The sequence below is a fragment of the Maricaulis sp. genome, assembly GCF_030149235.1.
Taxonomy (GTDB): Bacteria; Pseudomonadota; Alphaproteobacteria; order Caulobacterales; family Maricaulaceae; genus Maricaulis.
The window spans coordinates 16894-39278 of the sequence record NZ_JASBRW010000037.1; the positions used below are offsets into that span (position 1 = coordinate 16894).

The following is a 22385-nucleotide window of genomic DNA, read 5'->3' on the forward strand; positions in this document are numbered from 1 at the left end:
TCTAAAGGGCAGGCTGTTTCCAGCCGGTTAAGCCTAATCCCCGGGCAAAATCCGGGTTTTGTGCGGTGCACAAAATTCGCTTGACGGGCGTGCTGCAGGTGCGTATAAATGCTGCGACTGCGAAGATGTAGTCAAGCATCAGCACAGTGTGAGCCATGACCGACACACCAAAGACCGAACCCAAAGCTGCCAAGCCTGCCGCGCCCTCCAAGCCGCGCGACATTGCCAAGCCGGTTGCTGCATCCGAGACTGCCCCGGCCGCTCCGGTTGCCAAAGCCGCGGTGAAAAAGGCTCCGGTGAAAAAGTCGGCCGCGAAGACTGCATCTGCGAAGAAGCCGGTCGCCAAGCCGGCTCCGAAGAAATCCGCACCGAAAAAGCCGGTTGCGAAAAAAGCGGCACCGAAGCCTGCCGCTGACAAGAAGACGAACTCTGCGGCCGCCGCCCCGGCCGCCCAAGCCAAAGTTGGAATTGATATGAACCAGACCCTGGAAACCATGACCACCGCCTCCAACGAAGCCGTCAAAGAAGGCTTCGAGAAGACCCTGTCTGCCGTTAATGATGCCACCAAGTTCCACAAGGAAACCGTGGACGCCATGATCGAGTCCGTTACCGTCACCGGTAAGGGCATCGAAACCGTCAACTCCAATGCCGTCGCTTATGCCAAGTCGGCCATGGAAGAGAGCGTCGCGGTCACCAAGGCTGTCGCCTCTGCCAAATCGGTCCAGGAAATCTTCGAGATCCAGTCTGACTACGCCAAGTCCGCCATGGATACCTACCTGTCCGAGCTGAACAAGACGTCCGAGCTGTTCTCCGACCTGATGAAGAACTCGGCCAAGCCGATCAATGACCGCGTTTCTGCGGCAATCGATCTGGCTCAGTCCCAGCGTTAAGCGAGTGGCGCCGTAGCGTCATCCCAAACTCGTGAGTGAAGATGGGTCCGGCGTTCGCGCCGGGCCCATTTTGTTTGCGGTGAGCTGCGGGTGGATTCTTGCGGCCGGGGAAAAGCCGGGAAACCGGCTGGACTTCATGTTACCATAAAGTGATGGATGGTTTGCAGGAGGCCTCTTTCCGGCCCGTCCGCTCCTTCCTATCTATCTGTGCGAAGTGCCTGAGTAAAAATTAGACCGATTATAATATGACCGAACGAAATCAAGAAGATGCGGGCCCTGACGAGGAATCCGGCCTGGCGACAAAGACCCGCCCGGCGACAAAGAAACCTTCGCTTTACCGTGTTTTGCTACTCAATGATGACTACACGCCCATGGAGTTCGTCGTTGAGATTCTCGTTCGAATATTTCGGAAAACTCCCGAAGACGCAGCAACAATAATGCTCCACGTTCATCAGAACGGCGTCGGTATGTGCGGTGTGTACACGTACGAGGTTGCCGAAACCAAGGTGGCTCAGGTTATGGACGCTGCACGACGCGGTCAGCACCCGCTCCAGTGCACGATGGAAAAGGAATAGAGTGGTGCCGAGTTTCTCTACCGACTTAGAAGACAGCCTGCACCGCGCTTTAGGTTATGCCAATGAGCGTGGGCACGAATTCGCTACGCTGGAGCATCTCCTCCTTGCCCTCGTGGACGATCAGGATGCCAGCGCGGTCATGAAGGCCTGCGATGTCGATCTCGACGAGCTGCGTGCGACCCTGGTGGAGTATATCGACAGCGAGCTGACCGAGCTTGTTGTCGACGACGACGAGGACGCCAAGCCGACGGCGGGTTTCCAGCGGGTGATCCAGCGCGCCGTGATTCACGTCCAGAATGCCGGACGTGAAGAGGTGACCGGGGCCAATGTGCTCGTCGCGCTGTTCGCCGAGCGCGAAAGCCATGCGGCCTACTTCCTCGCCGAGCGCGACATGACGCGCTATGACGCGGTCAACTTCATCTCCCATGGTATTGGCCGCAAGGCCGGCGCGACCGAGTCCCGTGCCGTGCGCGGAACCAATGAGGAGCCGGAAGAAAAGCAGAAAGATGGTGATGCGTTGACCGCCTACACCGTCAATCTGAACGAGAAGGCCAAGGCTGGCGGTGTTGATCCGCTGATCGGGCGCGACTCGGAGGTCGAGCGCTGCATCCAGGTGCTGTGCCGCCGCCGCAAGAATAATCCGCTCCTGGTCGGTGACCCGGGTGTTGGCAAGACCGCCATCGCCGAGGGCATTGCGCGCAAGATCGTTGAAGGCCAGGTTCCCGAAGTGCTCGCGACCGCGACGATCTACTCGCTGGACATGGGTTCGCTCCTGGCCGGCACGCGCTATCGCGGTGATTTCGAGGAGCGCGTGAAGCAGGTCGTCAAGGAGCTCGAGCAAAAGGACAATGCCGTCCTCTTCATCGACGAGATCCACACCGTCATCGGTGCAGGCGCGACGTCGGGCGGGGCGATGGATGCATCCAACCTGCTCAAGCCGGCGCTGCAGTCCGGCGAGCTGCGTTGTATGGGGTCAACGACCTACAAGGAATACCGTCAGCACTTCGAGAAGGACCGGGCCCTGGCTCGGCGCTTCCAGAAGATCGACGTGGTCGAGCCGTCGGTGCCGGATGCGATCAAGATCCTGCAGGGACTGAAATCCTATTTCGAGGATTTCCACGATGTCCGCTTCACCAATGAATCGCTGAAGTCCGCTGTCGAGCTGTCTTCGCGCTACATGGGGGATCGCAAACTGCCCGATAAGGCGATTGATGTGATCGACGAGGCCGGAGCCCAGATGCGTCTGATGCCGGCGTCCAAACGCAAGAAGACGATTGGCGTGAAGGAAGTTGAAGGCGTGGTTGCGACCATTGCCCGCATTCCTCCGAAGTCCGTGTCCAAGGACGATGAGACGGCGCTGAAGAATCTCGAAGGCGATCTGCAGCGTGTGGTCTTTGGCCAGGACGAGGCGATCACCAAGCTGTCGACTGCGATCAAGCTGGCGCGTGCCGGCCTGCGCGAGCCGAACAAGCCGATTGGTTGCTATCTCTTCTCCGGCCCGACCGGTGTCGGCAAGACCGAGGTCACCAAGCAGCTGGCCGACATTATGGGTGTCCATCTGGAACGCTTCGACATGTCCGAATACATGGAGCGTCACGCGGTTTCCCGCCTGATCGGCGCACCTCCGGGCTATGTTGGCTTCGATCAGGGCGGTCTGTTGACCGATGCGGTCGATCAGCACCCGCACTGTGTTCTGCTGCTCGACGAGATCGAGAAAGCGCATCCGGACCTTTTCAATATCCTTTTGCAGGTGATGGACAATGGAACGCTGACCGACTCGAACGGCAAGAAGGTTGATTTCCGCAATGTCATCCTGGTGATGACCACCAATGCGGGCGCGGCCGATGCGCAGAAGGAAGCGATCGGTTTCGGTCGTGGCAAGAAGACCGACGAAGCCGACAAGGCCGTCGAGAAGCTGTTCACGCCGGAATTCCGCAACCGTCTCGATGCAGTCATTCCGTTCGCACCGCTCAGCGCCGAGTCGATCTCTCGCGTCGTCGAGAAGTTCGTGCTGCAACTGGAAGCCCAGCTCATCGATCGCGGCGTGACTTTCGAGCTGACCCCGGATGCGACGGCCTGGCTTGCGGATCGCGGCTATGACAGTCGCTTCGGTGCCCGCCCGCTCGGACGGGTGATACAGGAGCACATCAAGAAGCCGCTGGCGGATCAGATCCTGTTCGGCGAGCTTAAGAAGGGCGGCCTGGTCAAGGTGGATATCGACGAAGCCGACACGGAACGCCTTGACTTCCACATCACGCCTGGCGATCGGCTGCTGCCGCGTAACAAGAAGGGGGCCAAGGACAAGGCCGAAAAGGCTTAAGTCCCAGGTTCAGACCTGATGAAGACGGCGCTGCTGACGGGGCGCCGTTTTTCCTTGGGGAAAATGCGGGTGGCGTGTGCACCATCACACTGTGAACTCGTGCCGGCCGGGCTAATCTCGGCCTCATGTCCCGCGCCCGTGAAATACTGGCCGAAACCTTCGGCTTTCCCGCCTTCCGGCCCGGCCAGGAAGACGTCGTCGAGCGTCTCCTGGCGGGCACAAACACGTTGTGCGTCATGCCGACCGGGGCCGGTAAATCACTGTGTTATCAGGTACCGGCTCTGCTCAAGGACGGGCCAAGCATTATTGTCTCACCGCTGACGGCCTTGATGGACGCCGGCCTCGCCGCGAATGGTGTGAACGCCGCTGCGATCCATTCCGGCCGCAGCCGGGAGGAGAATGTGGCCGCCTGGATGGCATTCAAGTCGGGCGAGGCCAAACTGCTTTATCTCTCGCCGGAACGCCTGATGACCGAGCGTATGCTGTCAGCCCTCGAGCCCCTGGCTCCGGCGATGTTTATCGTTGACGAGGCGCACTGCATCTCCAAATGGGGCGCCAGTTTCAGGCCCGAATACGAGATGCTGACAGCGCTCAAGCAGCGTTTTCCTAATGCCACTCTGGGCGCGTTTACGGCAACGGCAGACGAGGCCACCCAGGCCGATATCGCCGCCAAGCTTTTCGACAGGGATGGCGATGTCCTGGTGCATGGTTTTGACCGGCCCAATCTTTCGCTGGCGGTAAAGCCCAAACAGGGCTGGAAAGCCCAGCTGATCGAGTTCCTTGAGCCGCGCCGGCAGGCTGCGGGTATTGTCTATTGCCTGTCGCGTCGTCAGACCGAGGAGGTTGCGGAGCTGCTGTGCGCTGAAGGCTATCGCGCCTTGCCCTATCATGCAGGGCTATCGCCCGAGACCCGCCGGGAGAACCAGGAAAGCTTCATGGCCGAGAGCGGCGTGGTTATGGTCGCCACGATCGCCTTTGGCATGGGCATCGACAAGCCGGATATTCGCTATGTCCTGCACCTATCGCTGCCAGGCTCAATGGAAGCCTATTACCAGGAAATCGGCCGGGCCGGCCGTGATGGTGCGCCGGCCGATGCGATGATGCTCTACTCCATGGCGGATGCGCGCTTGCGCCGGCAATTCATAGAGGAAGAGGGGGCCAGTGAGGACCATCGCCGCCGCGAGCACAAGCGCCTGGATGCGCTCCTGGCCTATTGTGAAGCCACCCAATGCCGCCGCGTCGCCTTGCTGGCCTATTTCGGTGAGGGCGGGGCGGAGGCCTGCGGGAATTGCGATGTCTGCCTCGACCCGCCCGAACTGATCGACGGCACGCGTGAGGCGCAAATGCTGTTCTCCGCCATCGCCCGGACCGGCGAACGCTTCGGTGGTGGTCACATTACCGATGTTCTGCGCGGTAGTGCGACGGAAAAAGTCACCGCCCGCGGCCATGACAGCCTGCCGACCTTCGGCATCGGAGCAGACAAGGCCAAGACTTATTGGCAGGGCCTGATCCGGCAAATGCTGGCCGGTGGCTGGCTCGAGCTTGATATCAGTGGGTATGGCGCCCTGCGTCTGACCCCGGCCGGCCGCGCGGTATTGAAAGGCGAGGGCAAGGTCGAGATCCGCCAAATCGTCACCAAGCGGGAGAACCGCCGCACCAAGACCGCTATCGCCGCGGCTGCCGAGGGTGTTGATGATGAACTCCTGGCCCGTCTCAAGGCGGTTCGCCGCGATCTGGCGTCCGAAAAGGGCGTGCCGGCATACGTGATTTTCTCTGATGCCAGCCTGATCGACATGTGCCTGATACAGCCGCGGACGCTGGATGAAATGGCGAGCGTCAACGGCGTCGGACCGAAAAAGCTCAAGGACTTCGGCGAGACTTTCCTGACCGCCTTGGCGACAAGCGCCTGAGTTCGCTTTACTCGTCGCTGGGCGATGCGGACATTTATCGTGGTACACGGCGTCTGGTTTTCCCGCTTGAGCCTGATGGGCTGGTTCATGCTGAACCAGGGGCCGAACGGCAATACCCGAATACTCGATGGGCCTGCAGACATCATCATTTCCTTTGCCTGCTATCTGCTGCCGCTGTTGATTTTCGCGCTCTATCAACGCGTTGCGGACAGTTCTGAGGCCTGGTTCAAATGGGTGATGTCCGCCGTCATGCTGCTTGCGGTTGCGGCGACTGGTTTGGGGATCATCGCGGCCTACATGATGCTGCAGAGCCCGCACCTTTAAGGCTTGCTGTATTCGTCTGCTCGCTTTCGCGTGCAAAGCGAATTTTGCAGATTGTCAGATGGTGAGGAGCTGTTAACTATTCCGCTCCAGCTCGGCTGGTCGATAGATATCACTAGGGGAGAATTCCATGAAGAAGCTCGTTCTCGGCGCACTCGTCGCCGCTTTTGCCGCTGCGCCGGCTCTGGCTCAGGCCACCACCATCGAATTCGTTCGTGATGATGGCACCACTTTTGTCGGCGTGTTCGATGCCGACGGTACGGCCTCCATCAATGGTGCAGCTGCAGAAGGCTATACCTGGGACGAAACCACGCGGCAGCTCTGCGCCAGCTCCGGCCTTTGCGTGACCTTCGACGAAGCTGGTGAAGGTGTGGGTTTCTCCACCCGCTACACCACCAATGAAGGCAATGCCGGTACCGCGACGATTACGGCGCGCACCGAGTAAGCCTTTTGAAGCATTGCTTCTATGGCAACGGCGCTCCGGTTTCGGGGCGCCGTTTCTTTTTGCGGTCAGGGGCTTGATTAGCGTCGCCACGGCGATGAAGCTGGCTGGCTACAAAACGGGAAATCCGGGGAGGTCGATATGAGCTGGGCATTGTCCATTGATCGTGAAACGATTGCCAATGTGTCGCTGGTGGAAGAGGCCGAGCGGGCTCTTGATGCCGGTCAGGCGCGGCTGGCCGTGCGCCGGTTTGCGCTGACCGCCAATAATATTACCTATGCCGCCTTCGGCACGGTGATGCGCTATTGGGACTTCTTCCCGGGCGAGGACGGACGGGGACGGCTTCCGGTCTGGGGTTTTGCCGAAGTGGTCGAGAGCCGGGCTGAAGGGCTCGATATTGGCGAACGCATCTACGGCTATTTTCCCGCAGGAAGCGAATTGGTCGTCCAGCCCGAACGGATTGATGAGGCGGGTTTTATCGATGCAGCGCCGCACCGCGCCGAGTTGCCGCCCGCCTATAACCGCTATCAGCGCTGCAGCGCGGACCCGGCCTGGTCCGAAACCATCGAGCCGGCGCAAATGGTTCTGCAGCCACTTTTCATTACCTCTTTTCTCATCGCGCCCTATCTGCGCGAGCTAAACGCCTTCGGGGCCGCGACTATCGGCCTTACTTCGGCGTCTTCAAAGACTGCGATCGCCTTGGCCTGGCTGCTCAAGGCCGCTCCCATTGAGGGGGTGAAGGTGGAAGGCCTGACCTCGGCGCGCAATGCTGCCTTTGTCGAGGGACTTGGCCTCTATGACAGCGTGCGGACCTATGACATGATCGAGGACATGCCGGTCGGGGAGGCTTATGCGGTCGTCGATTTCGCGGGTGATGGCGGGCTCAATACGCGGCTGCACAGCCATCTCGGGACCGCATTGAATGCCAATGTCCGCGTTGGCGGCGCGCACTGGGAAAACAGTGCGCCGGTCAGTGACCTTCCGGGGGTGAAACCGGAATTCTTCTTTGCTCCCGATCATGTGCGCAACAAGATCAAGGAATGGGGCCAGGATGAATTCAACCGCCGCTACAAGTCGGATTGGGATGGGTTTGCCGCCGCAGCCGCGGAGTATTTCGACTATACCGAGGCCGCAGGCGGTGAGGGCGCGCTTGAGGTCTATCAGGCCTTGATCCGCGGCGCGGTGGCAGCCTCCAGTGCGAAAACCGTACGGGTCTGACCGGACCCGTAATGCCTGCTCAGGGCAGTTCGATCTTGGCGGCGATCTGTGCGGCGAGGGCCTGAAGCTCCTCCATATCCGCCATGCCGTTTCCATGACCCGCCATCACATCGTTTTCCATGCGCGGAATGATGTGAAAATGGACATGAAAGACGGACTGGCCGGCGGGAGCACCGGAGAATTGCGTCATGACAATGCCATCGGGATCGAGGGCCTTGCGTACCGCCTCGGCAATCCACTTCACCCGCACCATTGCCCCCTGTAGGGCGCCGTCCGTGAGTTCAAGCAGATTGCGCGCGGGTTCGCGCGGCACGACAAGAACATGGCCGCGGGTCTGCGGGAAGGCATCCATGAAGGCGAGAACCTGCTCATCCTCATAGACCTTGGCGCAGGGCATTTCGCCGCGCAGGATCTTCGCAAAGATGTTGTCCGGGTCGTAGCTGCCGTTGAGGCTCATGGAAGATCTCCCTGTCCAATATCCGACTTAAACGGGCTCTCTTCATTCATCAAGGCGATGTCTTGAAGGATGGCGGGGCGTTCACGTGCCAGATAATCGGCGACAGCGCCCCGCAGGCCGTCGTGGGCAATATAGTGAGCCGAGTAGACCGGGGATGGGCGATAGCCGCGAGCGAGCTTGTGGTCGCCTTGGGCACCAGCCTCGACGCGGTTGAGGCCGCGTGCGATCGCGGCATCGACGGCCTGGTGATAGCAAAGCTCGAAATGCAGGAAGGGATGATCGGCCAGCCTGCCCCAATAGCGGCCGTAGAGCGCGTGCGAGCCGATGAAGTTGAGTGCGGAGGCGATATAGCGCCCCTCGGCCTTGGCCATGACCAGCAAGACCTTGTCGGCCATGCGCTGGTGGATGAGATCGAAAAAGCCCCGGTTGAGATAGGGATAACCCCATTTGCGTGAACCGGTATCCTGGTAGCAGGCAAAGAACACATCCCAGTGCTCCGGGCGCAGCGCGTCCCCGGTCAGCTGCTCAATCTCCAGCCCTGCCTGGGCCTCGCGTCGTTCGCGCTTCAGATTCTTGCGCTTGCGTGCGGACAGGTCAGCGAGAAAGTCGTCGTAATCGGCATAGTCGCGATTGCTCCAGATAAACTGACGATCAATCCGTTTGAGCAGGCCCAGCTCGCCGAGCTCATTCCAGGCGTCTTCGGTTGGAAAATTCAGATGCCAGGAAGACACGCCCCATTGCTGTGTAGTCTGGACCGCCCCGGCGACAAGCGCACGGCGAATGCCGGCATCCTCCGCCAGAACCCGCCGCCCGGTCACAGGGGTGAAGGGAACCGCCGTCAGCAGTTTGGGATAATACTGGCCGCCGGCGCGCTCCAGGGCATCTGCCCAACCATGGTCGAAGACATATTCGCCCTGACTGTGGGTTTTAACATAGAGCGGCAGGGCACCGCGTAGGGTCGTGGTCTCGTCTTCAACAATAAGATGGCGCGGTGACCAGCCCGTCTCATCTCCGACGCAGACACTTTCCTCGAGCGCCTGCAGGAAGTCCCAGCTGAGGAAGGGGTCGTACTCGGCGCCGGGCGGATTGGCGATCGCGTCCCACGCGCTAGGCTCGACCTCGCTCAGGCTCGAGATCGAGCGCAGGGTCAGAGACGGCCCCTCGGTCTCATGCGCCTCTTCATCATCCATAGCGGCTTAGTTGCGGCGGCGGCGCTCGCGGCGTTCGCGGCGCAGATCGGCTTCGGTCGGCATGCTCACCGCGACGATCTCGGACGCCCGGAACCAGGCGGGCGTGCCCTGGTCAAGATGCTCGCGAGCCCGGCTGGCAAATTGGTGCGCGCGGGACCGGTTGCCCATGGCAAAGGACTGTTCCGCCACGGCCAGCCGTGCCAGGCCGGTATCGCCATTGCGCTCGTGTACGATGGACAACTGGTACCAGCCAAAGGAATTGTCCGGCTCGATGTCGAGTGCGACCCGGAGGTGGCGCTCAGCCTCTTCGGTATAGCTCGGCTCATCCATGGCAATCATGGCGACGGCGAGATTGATGCGGAGAAGGGGGGCGGTCGGCTCGAGCTCGACGGAGCGAGCATGATAGGCGATCGACTCCTCCGTGCGCCCGCTTTCGAACAGCATCTGGCCGTAGAGTTCCTGGAAATACGGGTTGTCCGGTTCCTCGGCGATCAGGCTTTCGATCTCCTCACGCGCTTCGTCGAGGCGCGCGTCATGGTAATAGGCAACCGCGCGAGCATAGCGCGCCGGGATGGACTGGTCGGTTTCCGGATAGCGGAAAAACACGAAGCGCGGTTCCACCAGGAAACCATAGATCTTGGCCTGGATGCGGCGCAGATTGGCGATTTCTTCCGGCGTGTCGGTGACTTCATAATGCTCGGCACTCTCAACGCGCTCGCGCAGGGCCGCGATACGGTCCGAGGAGAGCGGGTGTGAGCGGAAATAGGGGAAGCGCCGCGCATTGCTCATCACTTCCTGGTAGCGGAACTTCTCGAAGAACTCGACGAGTCCGAGACCGGACTGGCCGCTATCCTCCAGAAAGGCGAGGGCCGCCTGGTCTGCCGAGGCTTCCTGGGCGCGACTATAGGTGAGCCATGAAAGAGCGCCGAATTGTTGGCTTGAGCCAATCAGCGCACTGGCGGCACCGCCTTCACCGGCCAAGGCAGCAAGCAGGCCGAGCCCCATTGAGACATACATCGGGACCGCTGCGGCCGCCATGCCATCACCCGATCGCGCCAGGTGCGCGCCGGAAATGTGCGCGGCCTCGTGCGCGATGACGCCCTTAAGCTGGTTCGGCGTATTGGCTTCAACAATGATGCCGGTGTGGAGGAAAATATTTTGACCGCCGGTAACGAAGGCGTTCAGGCTCTGATCTGCCACCAGATAGAGGCTGACATCGGCCCGTTCCAATCCGGCGGCATCGAGCAGGGGATCGGAATACTCGCGCATCATGTGCTCGATTTCCGTGTCCCGGATCAGGGATTGGCCCAAGGCCGGTACGCTTGTGACCGCCAGCAGACTAGCTGCTGCGGCGATGGCTTTCAGGATATTCATCCTGCCTCCACTACTCAGCCCCCGCCCTGGCATGATAGCAGCGGATCCCCATCGCGCTACTGGTGATGCAAACGGCCGGCTATCACAAGACGGAGAGCCGGCCGTCAGGCGTAATCAGTTGCCGAACAGACCCGTCCGGTTCCACCAACCGCGCCGTTTCGGCTTGGACGGCTCATCCGGTTCGGCGGCTTCAGCCTCAGTGACGACTTCCGGTTCAGCCTTCGACTCAGCTTCGGCTACCGGATCCGGCGCGGCTTCAGCGACCGGCTCGGCAGCCGGCTCGGCCTCTACGTCCTTCTTCTTACGCGAACGCCTCGGCTTGGGCTTTTCCGTCGCGGCGTCGGTGCTGTCATCCGCAGCGGCCTCGACAGAAGGCGCTTCAGCCGTCTTGCGGCGCGTGCGGCGCTTCGGCTTGGCTTCAGCCTCGGCCGGCTCCGCCGCAGCTTCTACCGTTTCCGTTTCAGCGGCCTCGGCTTCTTTCTCTGCCTTGGTCTTGCGGGGGCGACGCGTGCGGCGCTTCGGCTTGTCTTCGGCCTCTGCGGTTTCTGCCTCGGCCTCTACAGCGGGCTCAGCCGGGGCTTCGCTGGCCGTGTCAGTCTCTGCGGCGGTCTCGGCCGTCGCCTCAACCGTGTCGGCGTTTTCAGCCGGCTTGCGGCGGCTGCGACGCTGGCGCTTGGGCTTGTCTTCAGCCGGGGTTTCTTCCGAGGCTTCTGCCGGAGTGTCTTCGCCCTCGGCAGGAGCAGCCTCATCCGCCTCAGCCGGCGTCGTAGCAGCCTCCGCGTCGGCGTCCTCGCTCACAGCCTCCTCGGCATTGGTATTCTCGCCCCGGCGACGGCCTCGGCCGCCACGGCGACCGCGACGACGGCGGCGACGCGGGGCGCCGTCTTCCTCGTCTTCACCGGCCGCTTCCAAGCGCTCGGCCGTATCTTCACCATCACCGCTCTCTTCGGCGCTAGTTTCGACATTGCTCTCGGCATTGTCCTCGCCCTTGCCGCCACGGCGGCGACGACGGCGGCGGCGACGACGGCCGGAGCCCTCGCGCTCTTCCTCGCCGTCAGCGTCGGGTTCAGGCGTCTCGATTTCGTCGACACTTTCCACCGAGAGCGGTGCGATCTGCAATTCCTCACCCGGTTCACGGCTTTCCAGCGGTTCAATGCGCAGGGCCGGGGCGATCAGGTCATCATCCGCAGCCACAATCACCCGCATCTGGAAACGCTGCTCAATATCGAGCAAGTGGTCACGCTTGTCGTTGAGCAGGTAGAGGGCAACAGCCGTCGGAACGGAGATGCGAACGCGCTTGGACCGTCCGCGTGTGCCTTCCTGTTCGAGGCCGCGCAAGGCGACTAGGGCGCTTGATTCACTCGAGCGCAAATGACCCGTGCCGCCACAATGCGGACATTCCGTGGTCGAGCCCTCGATCAGGCTGGTGCGGCGGCGCTGGCGCGAGATTTCCATCAAGCCGAACTGGGAAATACGACCCATCTGCAGCCGCGCCCGGTCGCGCTTGAGAACTTCCTTCATCCGCTTTTCAACGGCGCGGTTATTCTTCGCTTCATCCATATCGATGAAATCGATAACCACCAGACCGGCAAGGTCCCGCAGACGCATCTGACGGGCCGCCTCTGCTGCCGCCTCCAGATTGGTCTTCAGCGCGGTCGCCTCGATATTGCGCTCGCGGGTGGCGCGGCCCGAGTTGACGTCGATCGAGACCAGGGCCTCGGTCGGGTTGATCACCAGATAACCACCGGATTTTAGCGGCGCGATCGGCGAGTAGATCGCCTCAAGCTGGTTTTCGCAGCCATGACGCAGAAACAGCGGAACAGCTTCCTTGTAGTGCTGAACCTTCTTGGCGTGGCTCGGCATCAGCATGCGCATGAAAGCCTTGGCTTCCTTGTAAGCTGCTTCGCCTTCGACGAGGACTTCGTCGATCTCCTTGTCATAGAGATCGCGAATGGCCCGCTTAACGAGATTGCCTTCCTCGTAAATCAGGGTTGGCGCCACCGATTGCAGCGTCGCCTCGCGGATATTGCTCCACAGACGCAGGAGGTAATCCGCATCGCGGCGGATTTCCGTCTTGGTCCGCTTGGCGCCGGCGGTTCGGATGATCAGGCCGACGCCCTTCGGCAGGTCGAGCTCGGAGACAACCGATTTTAGGCGCTTGCGGTCCGCCGCATTCGAGATTTTGCGGGAAATACCGCCACCGCGCGGCGTATTCGGCATCAGGACGCAATAGCGGCCAGCCAGGGAAAGGTAGGTGGTCAGCGCTGCGCCTTTATTGCCGCGCTCTTCCTTGGCGACCTGGACTAGCAGGACCTGGCGCCGCTTGATTACTTCCTGGATCTTGTATTTGCGATACAGCTGACGGCGCATGCGCGCCGCTTTCTGGTCGTCGATATCGTCTTCGACATCATCGGCGGCATTATCGATGGCCTCAGCTTCGCCTTCAGCATCAGCCTCTCCATCTTCGCCGTCGGCCTCAACGGCCACCTCAGACGTGTCGGCGTCTTCTCCGGCGTCAGCTGCGGCATCGGACGCGTTGGCGTCATCGGCCTCATCGTCTTCCTCGGCCACGGCACTGGCTTCTTCTTCAGCCAGGGCGACACGGTCCTCATAGGGGATCTGGTAGTAATCCGGGTGGATTTCATTGAAGGCAAGGAAGCCGTGGCGATTGCCGCCATACTCGACAAAGGCCGCCTGCAGGGACGGTTCGACCCGGGTGACCTTGGCGAGATAGATATTTCCACGGATAGGCCGCTTGGCAGCAGCCTCGAAATCAAATTCCTCGACTTTCGAGCCGTCGGCGACGACGACGCGGGTCTCTTCGTGATGACCGGCGTCGATCAACATTTTCTTCGACATTAACTGAGTCTCCAGCGCGCACTCGCACAGCATCATCCAGCGCATAAGGGCCGGTGGACGGGCGGGGTGGCGATAGGGTTGTGAGCGGGGCCGGGCCTGTCATCTTGGACATGTCGATCATGTCTGTTTTGCTCATCAGGCGCGCCTCACGCATCGGCGGGTCCAGTTTCGAGGTCCTGAGCGGCGGTCACCGAACGGATCGGCCGGGGTCCTCGAGGTGGGTCGGGGCCGCGAGGCTCTCAAGCAGTAGGCGTTGAGACCGCGGCGGAGTTCGTCAATCCGATATTCGCGAATCGAATATCGCGTCTCGTTCAGGCAGCAATCACTGGCGGGTCGCGAGCGAGAAGCGGCTTGAACGCCAACAGGATGCAACATTCGGCACAGGAAGGAAAGTGCCTGTAGCGGTGGTAATTTGCGTGGTATCGATTGATTTCATCAACCAAACGTCAAGTTCCGGGCATTATAGTGCTGCAAAAGCCGTGGAAAGAATCACGGCGCATGCGATGGTAAGTGGATGCGTATTCTGGCTGCAGCAGTTTTGGCGATCACCTCGGTTCTGGCCGTTTCTCCGGCCGTGGCCGACCAGGAAGTCCGTTCCGTTCGCTTCGGCGGGGATGAAAGCCGGACCCGTGTCGTGGTTGAAACCGCCGAGCCTGCGGAGTTCCGCGCCTTCACACTGGACGGCGTGTCGACCCGCCTGGTGATCGATCTCCCGGCGTCGTCCTGGCAAGTCGATGGGCTTGAAATGGGCGAGGGGGTTGGCCGCGGACTGGTCGACGACTTCCGCTTCTTCAACAATTCCTCGGCCTCGTCGCGCATCGTCTTCGAGCTTGAACACCCGGCCGTGATTTCCGAGCAGTTCTCGCTCGATCCAGCGAGCGGCAGCAGCAATTATCGCCTTGTCGTTGATCTTGAACGGACCAGTGCGGAAGCCTTCCGCGACAATTCCGGCTATCACCGCATCGGTGACATGAACAGCCTTATCGCCGAGCGCGTCGAAGCGATCTATACGCCGCCGGCGCGTGAGCGTCGTGTCATCGTTATTGATGCCGGTCATGGGGGGCATGATCCGGGCGCCATTGGTGTCGGCGGTACGCATGAGAGTACGGTCACCCTGGCTGCGGCACGCGAACTGCGCCGCCAGCTTGAGGCGACGGGGCGCTATCAGGTCCTGATGACCCGCGATCGCGATATCTATCCCTCCTGGGAGCAGCGGGTCGGCGTGATGGCCGAAGCGCGCGCGGATCTGTTCCTGTCGCTGCATGCGGACGCTTCGCGCAATCCCAATGTCCGTGGCGCCTCGGTCTACACGCTCAATGACCGTGCCGAGAACCGGGCCCGCACGCGTGCCCGCCAGGATGCAGCCCATACCGACCAGGCGGACGTCAATAATATCCTGGTGGAGCTTGAGCTGCGCGAAAAGCGTAACCAGTCATCGGTCTTCGCCCAAGTGCTGCTCGACCATCTCGATGACAGTAGCCCGTTGCTGACCAACCCGCACCGCCAGGCCAATCTCTTTGTGCTTCTCGATCCGCGGGTACCGGCCGTATTGGTGGAAATGGGCTTCATGTCCAACCGCACGGATGAGCGCAATCTCCTGTCGGAACGCTTCCGCCGTAACCAGATGGCGTCCGTGGTCCAGGGCATCGATGCCTACTTCGCCGGACGCGGTGATGATGACGAGCCTGCTGCATCTGCCAGCCTGCGTGCCCGCTGAAACGCTTTTCACAGTCACGTCCAGACGTCATAATGTTGCCGGGATGCCGCGTACAACACTGCGGCATGGGGAAGTAGGCCAGAGAGTGCGATGAAGATTTTCACGCTTCGCAATGTAATGCGCGCAGCGCTTTGGGGCGGTGCCGCCGCCGCGGTGCTCGCCGTTGTCGGTTTCATCACGGCGGCTGTTTATGTGGTGCGTGTCACCTCTGATCTGCCTGATTATCAACAGCTGGCAGAGTACGAGCCCCCGATCATGAGCCGAGTCCATGCCGGTGATGGACGGCTGATCGCGGAATACGCCCGTGAGCATCGTGTTTTCGTGCCGATCGAGAATATCCCGCAAAGCCTCGTTCATGCCTTCGTCTCGGCCGAGGACAAGAATTTCTACGAGCATGGCGGTCTCGATTTCCGTGGCATTGTCCGCGCGGCCTTCGCCAATATCGGCCATGTCCTGCGCGACGAGCGCCTCGAAGGGGCCTCTACGATCACCCAGCAGGTGGCCAAGAATTTCCTGCTGTCCTCGGCCCAGCGCCTGGAACGCAAGGTGCAGGAGATGGTACTCGCCCGCCGGATCGAACGCGCCTTCACCAAGGACCAGATCCTCGAGCTCTACCTCAATGAGATCTATTTCGGCCAGCGCGCCTATGGAGCGGCGGCAGCGGCCCTGAACTATTTTGACAAGTCACTCGATGAGCTAACCCTGGCAGAAAGCGCCTTGCTCGCCGCTGTGGTCAATGGACCGTCGCGCTTCCACCCGATCCGCCATCCCGAGCGTACGATTGATCGCCGAAACTGGGTACTCTCCCGCATGGCGGCCAATGGCTATATCACGGAGGAACAGGCACGTGAGGCGGCCCAGGATCCGCTGCAGATCGCCGAACGTCTTTCGGGCGATGATTATCTGGCGGCCGAGTACTTCGTCGAGAATGTCCGCCGCCAGGTCTTCTCCATGTATGGCGAGGACGAGCTGTATGATGGCGGTCTGTCGATCCGGACGACGCTGGACACGCGAATGCAGATGGCGGCCCGGCGGGCGTTGCGCGACGGCCTGGAGACCTATGATCGCCGCCATGGCTATCGCGGGCCGCTGGCTAATATCGAGCTCGGGGAGGGCTGGGAAGAGCGCTTCGATGAAGTGTCTATTCCGCGTGACCTTGATGATGGCTGGGTGCCGGCGCTGGTTGTTGAAGTCAGCGATGAGGCGGCACAAATTCGCTTTGAGGATGGCAGCGAGGGAACCATTCCGATGGCCGAGCTGAGCTGGGCCCGGGAAAACCTGCCCGATGGCGAGCTTGGACCGGTGGTCCGCAGGGCCGGTGAAGTCCTGTCCGCTGGCGATGTGGTTCTGGCCGGTTATCCGACCGCCGAGGTGCAGGAGCCTGATACCTATTCACTGCGCCAGGTTCCTGCGATCAATGGCGGTATCATGGCGATGGATCCCCACACCGGCCGCGTTCTGGCGATGATGGGCGGGTATTCCTTCCAGCACAGCCAATTCAACCGCGCGACCCAGGCGCGGCGTCAACCGGGCTCTTCGTTCAAGCCCTTTGCCTATGCGGCAGCGCTGGACAATGGTTATACCCCAGCCAGCCTGATCCTGGACGCCCCCTTTGTGGCCTCCGGCGGTGCAGATGAGCGGTTCTACATGCCGTCGAACTATTCTGAGCGCTATTACGGCATGTCGACCATGCGGCTGGGCCTTGAGCTTTCACGTAACGTGATGACCGTTCGCCTGGCCCAGGAAATGGGCATGCGACCGATTTCCGAATACGGCGTGCGCTTTGGTATTTACGACGAGCTGGACCCCGTTCTGGCGATGTCGCTGGGTGCCGGCGAGACGACGCTCTATCGCCTGATTTCGGCCTATGCCTCGCTGGTCAATGGCGGCCGCCGGGTGGAGCCGACCATACTGGATCGTGTCCAGGATCGCAGCGGGGCGACGATTTTCGCCCATGAGCAACGTGAGTGCGAGACGTGCGATGTCGAGGAATGGCAGGCTGATCTGCTCGAACCCTTCTTCCCCGATACGCGCGAGGAAGTTGTCGATCCGGTGACGGCCTACCAGGTCGTACACATGCTCGAAGGCGCGGTTCAACGCGGGACCGGTACGGCTCTGCGCTCGCTTGGGCGCCCGCTGGGTGGCAAGACGGGAACGACCAATGATTTCCGGGATGCCTGGTTTGTCGGCTTCGGGCCGGACCTGATTGTGGGTGTCTATGTCGGCTTCGATACGCCGTATCAGCTCGGCAGTGGTGAAGCCGGTGGCCGTGTTGCGGCCCCGATCGTGCGCGACTTCTTTGAAGACGTGATCGGCGATTACCCGGTGGCGCCGTTCCGCGTACCGGAGGGCGTACGCCTTGTCCCGATCAACCGTCTGACCGGTGAGCCGGGCGTGCTGGGGCAGTCCGGAGTTATCCTGGAAGCCTTTCGTCCGGGCACCGAGCCGTCGCGGCAGTCACCAGAAGAGGAGAGCGGTCTGAGTTTTGCCCGCTCCTCGGTCAGTGATGATCCGCTTGCCATCCTGCTGGAGGAAGAAGCCGGCGATGACCAGGACGAGGATGAGGATGAAGGGATTGGCGGGCTGTATTGACCCGCTTGTCTGCCTGCCCGCCTCTGATTACGTCTGAACCTCCTGATTTGCTGAACCGGATTCGCCCATGCGCGCTGACATCCAGACCCTGTCCGACGAAATCCAGCAGGCCGTAGGCTTGCTGAGGAGGCGTCTTTGACTGGGATACTGCCCAGAAACGCCTAGACGAGCTCAACGCCCGGTCCGAAGATCCGGATTTCTGGAATGATCCGCAACAGGCCCAGAGCCTGATGCGAGAGCGCAACCGGCTCGATGATGCGATCAAGCTCATCAACGAGGCCGAAACCGAACTCGCTGATACGGTCGAGCTGCTCGAACTGGCTGAGATAGAAGGCGATGACAGCCTCGTCGATGACGCGGCCGCGGGCCTCAAGGCGCTGTCTGAGCGCATGAAGCGGGCGGAGCTGGAAGCGCTGCTTTCCGGCGAGGCCGATGGCAATGACAGCTATATCGAAATCCATCCGGGCGCAGGCGGGACAGAGGCGCAGGACTGGGCCTCGATGCTGTCGCGCATGTATTCCCGCTGGGCCAGCGCTCACGGCTACAAGGTCGAAGTGATCGAGGAACAGGCGGGCGATGAGGCTGGCCTGAAATCGGCCACGCTCCTGGTCAAGGGCGAGAATGCCTATGGCTGGCTCAAGACCGAAGCCGGCGTGCATCGCCTGGTGCGGATCTCGCCCTATGATTCCAGTGCCCGACGCCATACCAGTTTTGCCAGCGTCTGGGTCTACCCCCTGATCGACGACAATATCGAGGTCGAGATCGATGAGGGTAAGGTGCGGACCGATACCTATCGCGCCTCCGGCGCCGGTGGTCAGCACGTCAACACGACCGATAGCGCGGTGCGTCTGACCTATGACATGCCCGGCCAAGAGCGGCCCATTGTCGTACAGTGCCAGAACGAGCGCTCACAGCACAAGAACCGCGCTTCGGCCTGGGACATGCTGCGGGCCCGTGTCTATGAAATCCAGCTCCAGGAACGCGAGGCCGCGGCCCAGGCGGAAGCGGACAGCAAGACCGATATCGGCTGGGGTCACCAGATCCGCTCCTACGTGCTGCAGCCTTATCAGATGGTCAAGGATCTACGCACCGAGGTGGAGACCTCGAATACCGGCGCTGTGCTCGACGGAGATCTCGACGCCTTCATGGCTGCCGCGCTGGCCGCACGTGTCGGCGGGGATGACGAGGCTGACGCCTAGGCCAGCAACCGTCCAGAGAAAACTCTTTTGGCAAAGAAAAACGGCGGGGCCCAGAGGCTCCGCCGTTTTCATTGAGAACGATGTCGAGTGGCGTTTAGGCCGAGCTCTTATTGGCCGCGACCGGCGGCTCCATCGAAGTCACCGAGGATTTGCTCGGTGCCGGCGGAGCGGACGGGTCCGACTTGCCAACCGGCTTCGGTGCGCCGGACTTTTCGCTCAGCGGATCGGAGGAATGGCGGCAGTGGCCATCGAAGAATGCGCCGCTTTCGACCGACAGGGCTGCGTGGACGATGTCGCCTTCAATGCGAGCGGTCGAGGCCAGCTGGACCTGACGGGCATTGACGGAACCGTTGACGCGGCCGCGAATAACAACCGTTTCGGCAATCACTTCGCCGTTGACCACGGCTTCTTCGCCGATGATCAGCGATCCGGCGCGGATATCGCCTTCGACCGTACCGTCGAGTTGAACTTCACCTTCAGAGGCAATGGAACCGGTCAGCACGAGGTCGCCGGAAAGAATGGAAGGGGCTTTGGATTTCATGGCTGTCCTTTTCGGCGGCGCGCTGCTTGGCTGCAGCATATCGGGGGTGGAGGTGTCTTTGTTAGACTTATTGAACATAGCGTCCCGCTCTCAATAATCTGTCCGGATCAATGGCCGAACCGTTGTACCAGATTTCGTAGTGCAAATGCGTTGCGGTGCTTCGACCCGTCGACCCCATGCCCCCGATCTGCTGACCGCGCTCAACGACGTCGCCACGACGCACTGCGATTTCGTGAAGGTGAGCATAGCGGGTTACAAACCCATAGCCATGATCAATCTCCACGGTACGACCATAACCGCCTCGCCAGCCTGCGTAAATGACCTCGCCCGGGCCGGTTGCAACAATCGGAGCGCGGCGGTAGGCGCCATAATCGAGACCGCGGTGCTGGGTTGGGCGGCCATTGAACGGATCGCGACGCAATCCAAAGCCGCTGGTGCGACGATGCGGGACTGAGATTGGCGGGCCAAACGGGCCCTGAGCCGCGAATTCTTCCAGCTCATTGACTTCCAACAGGCGGGCCGCGATGCGGTTGATGCGGCCTTCGAACTGACCGTCGAGCTCGATGCCCGGAGCGAAACTGCTTTCACTGATCGGCAGGAAGGGACCGCCCTGTTCGTCGCTGTCGCGCTCGCTGGCAACCACTTCTTCGATATCGAGGTCAGTGAGACGCAGGATGGCCCGCAGGTTTTCGAGCTGTGCTTCCGTCGCGTTTTCTGCGCGGGCCAGGGCGACATCCTGCTCGGACATCAAGAAAGTAATCTGGTCTTCCGGTGAATCCGAAAGGGCGGCGACGCTGACCGGGATATCCCGGGCTTCGCGCGGTGCCGGGTCAGCCGGGGTGGCGGCCATAAGGACCGAACCATCCGTGCCGGTGGGGGAGGGCATGATTTCGTCACCACTGATGCGTTCGACAAAATCGAGCAGCCGGCGCAGACGCTCATGGCGCACTTCAAATTCAACGGCGGTCTCGTCAAAGGTCTGCATCTGCGATTCAACGAAGGCGCGGGCGGACACCTCATTGGCGCGGGCTTCGGCGACAATGCGCTCGGCCTCACGCTGCATTTCATCGACTTCCTGGTCCTTTTCGGCCAGGGCCGCGCCGTGGAAAGCAACCGAGACAGTAGTGAAGCATAGCCAACAGGCCAGCACAGCTGCACTGAGCAGGGCCGAGATCTGCAGTCCGGTCGAGATAGCGAAATACCGCACCTGACCATCGCTGCGATGGTATATCTGCCGATCCGGGAACCAGCGCTGAGCCGTTCCCCAAATCGCGTCTTTCACGCTTGCGAACATTCGTACGCCGCTTGTCTACGCTTGCCCCAAGGCCCCGAAGGGATGTGACACAAAACTCGTCCAAATATCAACCGACACTTATGCAAAACCCGGGCCCGTTTGTGCCAACGGTAAGTAAAAGGCTTCCGGCAGGCCGGCATCTTGTCTTGCTTTGAAATTAAAGGGCATTTTCAGTCCACCCTTGAAATGCTTGCGCACCAGCTGTTGATAGGTGGTCTGCGGATCGGCAGACATGGCGCTGCAGATTGTGCCGAACCAGCGCGCTCCGGCGCCGACATGACCGATCTCTTCATTGTAAATAACGGTCAAAACTGCTGCACTGGCTTGGTCTCCCGCCGAGCGGAGCCGCTCGATCATGCCCGGGGTCACGTCGAGGCCACGGGCCTCCAGGACCAGCGGAGCCACGGCTAGTCTCGCGGCCAGATCATGCGATGTGGACTGTGCCGCATCCCAAAGCCCGCTATGGGCGGGGAGGTCGCCATAGGTCGCCTCGAGCTGGTTGAGCCGGTTTTCGACCATGACGAAATGTCGCGCCTCGTCATCGCCCACACCGATCCAGTCGCTGATGAAGGCCTGCCGTTCCGATTCGCAAATCCGCGTGTCCCCGCCGAAGCGAGCGATCAGGTCGAAGGCGAGATCGATGGCGTTGAACTCAATGTGGGCGATGGCATGCAGCAGGGCGACGCGGCCCTGTTGACTATTGAGCCGACGGCGCGGGACCTCGCCCGGTGGCACCAGAGCGGGCGCGGACGGCCGAGCCGGGGGCGGCATGTCACCGCCGGCCCGCCAGTGAACGGGGAGCGTCAGGGCATCCTCGCGCCAGGCGGCGGCGGCCGCGCGCGCGGCAGCGGCCTTGTCGCGCGGTCCGGCCGTGGCCAGCACCTTCAGCGCAGCACTCTGGATGTCGGTCCCGGCCAGCGTCATGCGGCGACGGTTTTCACGGCCTCGAGTACCGCTTCGACATGCCCCTTCACTTTCACCTTGCGCCAGATTTCGCGCAGGGTTCCGTCCGGTCCGATCAGGAAAGTCGCGCGCTCGATACCCAAATACTCCCGGCCGTACATTTTTTTGAGGACCCACACGCCATAGGCCTCGCACACGCCGCTATCCTCATCGGACCCCAAAATCACAGACAGGTCGTGTTTGGCCTTGAATTTGTCGTGTTTGGCAACCGTATCCTTGGACACGCCGATCACAACGGCACCCGCGGAGTCGAAATCTGCTTTTGCCGTGCTGAAGTCGATGGCCTCGGTCGTGCAACCCGGCGTATCGTCCTTGGGATAGAAATATAGCACGACAGTCTTGCCCTTCAGGGCTGATAGTTCGACCGTGCCGCCACCATCCGTCGGCATGTTGAAATCCGGAGCCAGGTCGCCAGTCTTGAGTTCGCTCATCGCAATGTCCTTTCGATCGAATACCATTCGGTGTCGCCGAGGCGGTAAATTGCGCGGGTTTGCGTCCGCGTCCAGTGCGCAATGCTCAAAGG

19 protein-coding genes are annotated in these 22385 nt (G+C 61.3%); 10 read left to right on the top strand and 9 right to left on the bottom strand.

What is annotated here, in order from left to right:
* Position 1: 1 nt before the first annotated feature.
* Positions 2 to 496, bottom strand: coding sequence for a hypothetical protein (locus tag Q1V51_RS05305; RefSeq protein WP_300553837.1), 495 nt, complete (start codon positions 494 to 496; stop codon positions 2 to 4).
* On the opposite strand from Q1V51_RS05305, the gene phaP reads away from it, so the two are divergent.
* From phaP to Q1V51_RS05340, 7 genes are all read left to right on the top strand, one after another.
* Positions 474 to 890 carry a TIGR01841 family phasin gene (gene phaP, locus Q1V51_RS05310; protein ID WP_300553839.1) on the top strand — a complete coding sequence of 139 codons (417 nt, stop codon included), beginning with the start codon at positions 474 to 476 and terminating at the stop codon, positions 888 to 890. The genes Q1V51_RS05305 and phaP overlap by 23 nt on opposite strands.
* Positions 891 to 1135: 245 nt before the next feature.
* Positions 1136 to 1465 carry an ATP-dependent Clp protease adapter ClpS gene (gene clpS / locus Q1V51_RS05315; protein WP_300553842.1) on the top strand — a complete coding sequence of 110 codons (330 nt, stop codon included), beginning with the start codon at positions 1136 to 1138 and terminating at the stop codon, positions 1463 to 1465.
* A 4-nt stretch (positions 1466 to 1469) separates the two neighbouring features.
* Positions 1470 to 3785 carry an ATP-dependent Clp protease ATP-binding subunit ClpA gene (gene clpA / locus Q1V51_RS05320; RefSeq protein WP_300553845.1) on the top strand — a complete coding sequence of 772 codons (2316 nt, stop codon included), beginning with the start codon at positions 1470 to 1472 and terminating at the stop codon, positions 3783 to 3785.
* A gap of 125 nt (positions 3786 to 3910) precedes the next feature.
* The gene (gene recQ, locus Q1V51_RS05325) at positions 3911 to 5695 is read left to right on the top strand and encodes a DNA helicase RecQ (protein WP_300553848.1); all 1785 of its coding nucleotides are present in this window, start codon (positions 3911 to 3913) and stop codon (positions 5693 to 5695) included.
* 39 nt (positions 5696 to 5734) lie between these two features.
* Entirely contained in the window at positions 5735 to 6019 is a 285-nt protein-coding gene (locus Q1V51_RS05330; protein ID WP_300553851.1) for a hypothetical protein, read from the top strand.
* Between the two features lie 127 nt (positions 6020 to 6146).
* Positions 6147 to 6461 carry a hypothetical protein gene (locus Q1V51_RS05335; protein WP_300553854.1) on the top strand — a complete coding sequence of 105 codons (315 nt, stop codon included), beginning with the start codon at positions 6147 to 6149 and terminating at the stop codon, positions 6459 to 6461.
* Positions 6462 to 6599: 138 nt separating this feature from the next.
* Entirely contained in the window at positions 6600 to 7676 is a 1077-nt protein-coding gene (locus tag Q1V51_RS05340) for a DUF2855 family protein (protein ID WP_300553857.1), read from the top strand.
* Between the two features lie 19 nt (positions 7677 to 7695).
* On the opposite strand, the gene Q1V51_RS05345 is transcribed toward Q1V51_RS05340, so the two are convergent.
* The 4 genes from Q1V51_RS05345 to Q1V51_RS05360 form a co-directional block, all read right to left on the bottom strand.
* Positions 7696 to 8133, bottom strand: a complete 438-nt coding sequence (locus Q1V51_RS05345; RefSeq protein ID WP_300553860.1) for an HIT family protein — start codon at positions 8131 to 8133, stop codon at positions 7696 to 7698.
* Positions 8130 to 9323 carry a GNAT family N-acetyltransferase gene (locus Q1V51_RS05350; RefSeq protein WP_300553863.1) on the bottom strand — a complete coding sequence of 398 codons (1194 nt, stop codon included), beginning with the start codon at positions 9321 to 9323 and terminating at the stop codon, positions 8130 to 8132. The genes Q1V51_RS05345 and Q1V51_RS05350 overlap by 4 nt, the downstream gene beginning before the upstream one ends.
* A 6-nt stretch (positions 9324 to 9329) precedes the next feature.
* On the bottom strand, positions 9330 to 10697 hold the full coding sequence (locus Q1V51_RS05355) for a M48 family metalloprotease (RefSeq protein ID WP_300553866.1): 1368 nt from the start codon (positions 10695 to 10697) through the stop codon (positions 9330 to 9332).
* Positions 10698 to 10811: 114 nt separating this feature from the next.
* On the bottom strand, positions 10812 to 13556 hold the full coding sequence (locus Q1V51_RS05360; RefSeq protein ID WP_300553869.1) for a ribonuclease E/G: 2745 nt from the start codon (positions 13554 to 13556) through the stop codon (positions 10812 to 10814).
* Positions 13557 to 14070: 514 nt separating this feature from the next.
* Between Q1V51_RS05360 and Q1V51_RS05365 the strand changes: the two genes are divergently transcribed.
* From Q1V51_RS05365 to prfB, 3 genes are all read left to right on the top strand, one after another.
* Positions 14071 to 15273 carry an N-acetylmuramoyl-L-alanine amidase gene (locus tag Q1V51_RS05365; protein ID WP_300553872.1) on the top strand — a complete coding sequence of 401 codons (1203 nt, stop codon included), beginning with the start codon at positions 14071 to 14073 and terminating at the stop codon, positions 15271 to 15273.
* A 90-nt stretch (positions 15274 to 15363) separates the two neighbouring features.
* Positions 15364 to 17865 (top strand): penicillin-binding protein 1A, encoded by a 2502-nt coding sequence (locus tag Q1V51_RS05370; protein ID WP_300553874.1) that lies wholly within the window; start codon positions 15364 to 15366, stop codon positions 17863 to 17865.
* Positions 17866 to 17932: 67 nt separating this feature from the next.
* Positions 17933 to 19064 (top strand): peptide chain release factor 2 gene (prfB, locus tag Q1V51_RS05375; protein WP_300553876.1). Its coding sequence is split into 2 segments (ribosomal slippage): positions 17933 to 18001 and positions 18003 to 19064, totalling 1131 coding nucleotides; the frame shifts between segments, so codons are not numbered across the junction.
* 94 nt (positions 19065 to 19158) lie between these two features.
* Here the strand turns inward: prfB and Q1V51_RS05380 are convergent.
* The 4 genes from Q1V51_RS05380 to bcp form a co-directional block, all read right to left on the bottom strand.
* The gene (locus Q1V51_RS05380) at positions 19159 to 19605 is read right to left on the bottom strand and encodes a polymer-forming cytoskeletal protein (RefSeq protein ID WP_300553879.1); all 447 of its coding nucleotides are present in this window, start codon (positions 19603 to 19605) and stop codon (positions 19159 to 19161) included.
* 67 nt (positions 19606 to 19672) lie between these two features.
* Positions 19673 to 20812, bottom strand: a complete 1140-nt coding sequence (locus tag Q1V51_RS05385; protein ID WP_300553881.1) for a M23 family metallopeptidase — start codon at positions 20810 to 20812, stop codon at positions 19673 to 19675.
* A 165-nt stretch (positions 20813 to 20977) separates the two neighbouring features.
* Positions 20978 to 21823, bottom strand: a complete 846-nt coding sequence (locus tag Q1V51_RS05390) for a ferritin-like domain-containing protein (protein ID WP_300553884.1) — start codon at positions 21821 to 21823, stop codon at positions 20978 to 20980.
* Positions 21820 to 22293, bottom strand: a complete 474-nt coding sequence (bcp, locus tag Q1V51_RS05395) for a thioredoxin-dependent thiol peroxidase (protein ID WP_300553886.1) — start codon at positions 22291 to 22293, stop codon at positions 21820 to 21822. Before bcp ends, Q1V51_RS05390 begins: the two co-directional genes overlap by 4 nt.
* Positions 22294 to 22385 lie beyond the last annotated feature (92 nt).

Bases quoted from the DNA above. Each gene is read 5' to 3' on its own strand.
- phaP (WP_300553839.1), top strand. From the start codon at position 474: ATGAACCAGACCCTGGAAACCATGACCACCGCCTCCAACGAAGCCGTC.
- Q1V51_RS05305 (WP_300553837.1), bottom strand. From the start codon at position 496: ATGGTTTCCAGGGTCTGGTTCATATCAATTCCAACTTTGGCTTGGGCG.
- clpS (WP_300553842.1), top strand. From the start codon at position 1,136: ATGACCGAACGAAATCAAGAAGATGCGGGCCCTGACGAGGAATCCGGC.
- recQ (WP_300553848.1), top strand. From the start codon at position 3,911: ATGTCCCGCGCCCGTGAAATACTGGCCGAAACCTTCGGCTTTCCCGCC.
- Q1V51_RS05335 (WP_300553854.1), top strand. From the start codon at position 6,147: ATGAAGAAGCTCGTTCTCGGCGCACTCGTCGCCGCTTTTGCCGCTGCG.
- Q1V51_RS05340 (WP_300553857.1), top strand. From the start codon at position 6,600: ATGAGCTGGGCATTGTCCATTGATCGTGAAACGATTGCCAATGTGTCG.
- Q1V51_RS05345 (WP_300553860.1), bottom strand. From the start codon at position 8,133: ATGAGCCTCAACGGCAGCTACGACCCGGACAACATCTTTGCGAAGATC.
- Q1V51_RS05350 (WP_300553863.1), bottom strand. From the start codon at position 9,323: ATGGATGATGAAGAGGCGCATGAGACCGAGGGGCCGTCTCTGACCCTG.
- Q1V51_RS05355 (WP_300553866.1), bottom strand. From the start codon at position 10,697: ATGAATATCCTGAAAGCCATCGCCGCAGCAGCTAGTCTGCTGGCGGTC.
- Q1V51_RS05360 (WP_300553869.1), bottom strand. From the start codon at position 13,556: ATGTCGAAGAAAATGTTGATCGACGCCGGTCATCACGAAGAGACCCGC.
- Q1V51_RS05365 (WP_300553872.1), top strand. From the start codon at position 14,071: ATGCGTATTCTGGCTGCAGCAGTTTTGGCGATCACCTCGGTTCTGGCC.
- Q1V51_RS05370 (WP_300553874.1), top strand. From the start codon at position 15,364: ATGAAGATTTTCACGCTTCGCAATGTAATGCGCGCAGCGCTTTGGGGC.
- Q1V51_RS05380 (WP_300553879.1), bottom strand. From the start codon at position 19,605: ATGAAATCCAAAGCCCCTTCCATTCTTTCCGGCGACCTCGTGCTGACC.
- Q1V51_RS05390 (WP_300553884.1), bottom strand. From the start codon at position 21,823: ATGACGCTGGCCGGGACCGACATCCAGAGTGCTGCGCTGAAGGTGCTG.
- bcp (WP_300553886.1), bottom strand. From the start codon at position 22,293: ATGAGCGAACTCAAGACTGGCGACCTGGCTCCGGATTTCAACATGCCG.